The sequence below is a fragment of the Streptomyces sp. WELS2 genome (genome assembly GCF_013870595.1).
In the GTDB taxonomy this organism is placed as follows: Bacteria; Actinomycetota; Actinomycetes; order Streptomycetales; family Streptomycetaceae; genus Streptomyces.
In genome coordinates, this window is record NZ_JACBWZ010000629.1 from 1 (window position 1) to 3,734 (window position 3,734).

At 69.6% G+C, this 3,734-nt stretch carries 5 protein-coding genes; 1 reads left to right on the forward strand and 4 read right to left on the reverse strand.

The annotated features are described in order from the left end of the window. Positions 1–108: 108 nt before the first annotated feature. The 3 genes from H5J33_RS27010 to H5J33_RS27020 form a co-directional block, all read right to left on the reverse strand. Positions 109–405: a DUF4193 domain-containing protein gene (locus H5J33_RS27010; RefSeq protein WP_003997302.1), complete on the reverse strand. Its 297-nt coding sequence runs from the start codon at positions 403–405 to the stop codon at positions 109–111. A 393-nt stretch (positions 406–798) separates the two neighbouring features. Continuing rightward, positions 799–2,055, reverse strand: coding sequence for a HAMP domain-containing sensor histidine kinase (locus H5J33_RS27015; protein WP_181797457.1), 1,257 nt, complete (start codon positions 2,053–2,055; stop codon positions 799–801). A 5-nt stretch (positions 2,056–2,060) separates the two neighbouring features. Next, positions 2,061–2,714, reverse strand: a complete 654-nt coding sequence (locus tag H5J33_RS27020) for a response regulator transcription factor (protein ID WP_007387794.1) — start codon at positions 2,712–2,714, stop codon at positions 2,061–2,063. Positions 2,715–3,127: 413 nt separating this feature from the next. Here H5J33_RS27020 and H5J33_RS27025 point away from each other — a divergent pair, with 413 nt between their 5' ends. Then, positions 3,128–3,301 (forward strand): hypothetical protein, encoded by a 174-nt coding sequence (locus H5J33_RS27025; protein ID WP_167345744.1) that lies wholly within the window; start codon positions 3,128–3,130, stop codon positions 3,299–3,301. Between the two features lie 89 nt (positions 3,302–3,390). Here the strand turns inward: H5J33_RS27025 and H5J33_RS27030 are convergent. After that, positions 3,391–3,734: inositol monophosphatase family protein (locus tag H5J33_RS27030; RefSeq protein ID WP_309485496.1), on the reverse strand; the 344-nt coding region annotated here is incomplete at its 5' end.

Here is a 3,734-nt window from a genome sequence, read left to right on the forward strand (position 1 = left end):
TCGTCGTCACGCGCGCCGTGCGGGCCGTCGAGCGGCCCTTGGTCCGCTTTCCCGAGGGGGAAGCGGCGCTTCCGGGGAGGGGTCGAGCCAGACATGGCCGACCCGTCCTCAGTCGCAGTCGCGGCAGATCGGCTGACCGTTCTTCTCCCGGGCCAGCTGGCTGCGGTGGTGCACCAGGAAGCAGCTCATGCAGGTGAACTCGTCCTGCTGCTTGGGCAGGACCCGGACGGCCAGTTCCTCGTTCGAGAGGTCGGCGCCGGGCAGTTCCAGGCCCTCTGCGGCCTCGAACTCGTCGACGTCCACCGACGAGGTGGACTTGTCGTTCCTCCTGGCCTTCAGCTCTTCAAGGCTGTCCGAGTCGACGTCGTCGTCGGTCTTGCGTGGAGTGTCGTAATCGGTTGCCATAACGCTCTCCCCCTCTGGGTGTCTGCGGTGTTCTCCAGCGCACGTAACGCGTGAGAGGCCGGACTTGTGCCCGACCTGAAGCGGAGATTTTGCCTCACATCAAGGTCTGTTACTCAATCGACACCCAATCCGACCCCTCAGGAGTGATCGGCTTGGATGGCGGTGAGGACCGTACACGGTCCCGATGCCGTACCTCAAAGGCACCCCACCGTGTACTTCCCGTGATCAACGGCCCTGAAAACCAGGACATTCCCGGCTTTCCATCTGACGTCATGATCACTCTCCGTGCATGGCCGGAAATCCGCCCATGTGACTGATCACACAAAGAAGCGTCCGTTCGGCGGCTGGAAAATTCCGCGTAGAGCGAACACGGCCCGCGTGTGTCCACCGGCGTCACATGGGCAGGGTGACGCGCATCTCCAGCCCACCGCCCTCCCGGGGACGGGCGTGGATGTGGCCGCCGTGCGCCCGGGCCACGGACCGCACGATGGACAGGCCGAGCCCGACGCCCTTGTCGCTGCCCGTGCGCTCGGTACGCAGCCGGCGGAAGGGCTCGAAGAGGTTGTCGATCTCGTACGCCGGCACCACCGGACCGGTGTTGGTGACCGTCAGCACCGCCTGCCCGTGTTCGGCCTCGGTGTTCACCTCGACCCAGCCCTTGTCCGGCACGTTGTAGCGCACCGCGTTCTGCACCAGGTTCAGCGCGATCCGCTCCAGCAGTACACCGTTGCCCTGGACCACGGCCGGTTTGCGCTCGCCCCGGATGGTCACGCCCTTGCTCTCCGCCTCGGCGTGCACCTGGTCGATGGCCTGCGTGGCGACCTCGGCCAGGTCGACCGGTTTGCGCTCCACGATCTGGTTGTCGCTGCGGGCCAGCAGCAGCAGCCCCTCGACCAGCTGTTCGCTGCGCTCGTTGGTGGCCAGCAGCGTCTTGCCGAGCTGCTGGAGCTCCACCGGCGCGTTCGGGTCCGACAGGTGCACTTCGAGGAGCGTGCGGTTGATCGCGAGCGGGGTGCGCAGCTCGTGCGAGGCGTTCCCGACGAAGCGCTGCTGTGCCGTGAAGGCCCGCTGGAGCCGCTCCAGCATGTCGTCGAAAGTGTCCGCCAGCTCCTTCAGCTCGTCGTCGGGGCCGTCCAGCTCGATGCGGCGGGACAGGTCCGAGCCGGCCACCTGGCGGGCGGTGCGGGTGATCCGGCCGAGCGGGGACAGCACGCGGCCGGCCATCGCGTACCCGAACGCGAAGGCGATCACGGCCAGCCCCAGCAGGGCCAGCAGGGACCGGCTGAGCAGGTTGTCCAGGGCCGTCTGGCGCTGCTGGTCGACGCAGTGGGCGATCGCCTCGTTGAAGTCCGACAGCGGCAGGCTGGTGGTGTTGATCGCGGTGATCGCGGGACAGTTGTCGCTGGTGACCCGGATCGCCGTACCGCTGACGATCTTGAACAGCGGCTGATTGCCGGTGCTGATCGCCTGCGCGGCCAGCAGATAGATGATCGACAGCAGCAGGATGCCGGCGATCAGGAACATGCCGCCGTACAGCAGTGTCAGCCGTATGCGGATCGTGGGCCGCAGCCACGGGAAGGGCGGCTGCGGCCTCCTGGGGTCCCAGGTGGGCTTCGGCGGCGCCTGGGGCGGCGCGGGTGTCGCGGCCACCGGGATCAGATCCGGTAGCCGGAGCCGGGGACGGTGACGATGACCGGCGGCTCGCCGAGCTTGCGGCGCAGGGTCATCACCGTCACCCGCACCACGTTGGTGAACGGGTCGGTGTTCTCGTCCCAGGCCTTCTCCAGCAGCTGCTCCGCCGAGACCACGGCGCCCTCGCTGCGCATCAGCACCTCGAGCACCGCGAACTCCTTGGGAGCCAGCTGGACCTCCTTGCCGTCGCGGAAGACCTCGCGGCGGTTGGGGTCGAGCTTGATGCCGGCGCGCTCCAGGACCGGCGGCAGGGGCACGCTGGTACGGCGGCCGAGGGCCCGCACGCGCGCGATCAGCTCGCTGAAGGCGAACGGCTTGGGCAGATAGTCGTCGGCGCCGATCTCCAGGCCCTCGACCCGGTCGCTGACGTCGCCGGAGGCGGTGAGCATCAGCACCCGCGTGGGCATGCCCAGCTCCACGATCCGGCGGCAGACGTCGTCACCGTGCACGAGCGGGAGGTCGCGGTCGAGGACGACCACGTCGTAGTCGTTGACGCCGATGCGCTCCAGGGCGGCCGCACCGTCGTACACGACGTCGACGGCCATGGCCTCCCGGCGCAGTCCGGTGGCCACCGCATCGGCGAGCAGCTGCTCGTCCTCGACGACGAGTACGCGCACGTCGCTTGTCCTTCCTGTGTCCACCCGCGTAGCGCGCCGCGGGCGCGTGCGGGCAGGGGTCTGCGTTGGGGTGTGACCCCCATCCTGCCCTTTTCGGCCATAAGTCGGCTGTAAGGCGGTCCCCGGGACCGCAGGGACGGGGGTTGCGGGGCGGGAATACGAGAATTTCTCCCGCGGTTAGGTTTCCCCGGAGGGGAGCGGGGGGAGGACGGCTTTACACCCCGCGATCACGCTCTGCATGTGCCGCAGCACCATGCGGCACTCCGCCTTCCGCTTCGCAGAGCGGGCGTGGGTGTCCGGCACCGTCGCCGCCCGGCCGGGCAGCGCTGGGCACCCGCGAGAGACGTGATCGCCCCTTCCATACGGCACACCCCCGTGCCACCGACCCACGACCCAGGACGAGGGGGCGCAGCATGGACGCTTTCACCTCAGGACTTCTGCAGCGCATAAGGGCGACCGAGTCCGACCTTTCGCGGGCTCGTGACGAGGGCGACGACTTCCTTGTCGAAGTGGAGCAGGCGGAACTCGACGACCTGCGACGCCTCGCCGCCGAACACGGCGTGGAGGTCGGCGCGTCACGCGTCTGACCGGCCCGAGCGCGACGAGGGACCCCGGCGAATCCAGCGCCGGGGTCCCTTCGCGTGCGGCCGGCGCCCGGGCCGGGCCCCGGACCGGGTCAGTCGTGCCACGCCCCGAAGTCCTCCAGCAGCCGCTGGAGCTGTTCGAAGACGCCCGGGGTACCCGCGACCGTCAGCTCCCGTGAGAGCCGCTCTCCGGGCCGCCCGCCGGTCAGCGCGCCGGCCTCCCGGGCGATGAGGTCCCCGGCCGCGAAGTCCCACGGGTTCAGGCCCCGCTCGTAGTACCCGTCGAGCCGGCCGCAGGCCACGTCGCACAGGTCCACCGCCGCCGATCCGCCGCGCCGGATGTCCCGCACCAGCGGGATCAGCCGGGCGGCCAGCTCGGCCTGGTGGGCGCGGACGTCGGCGACGTAGTTGAAACCGGTGGAGACCAGCGCCTGGT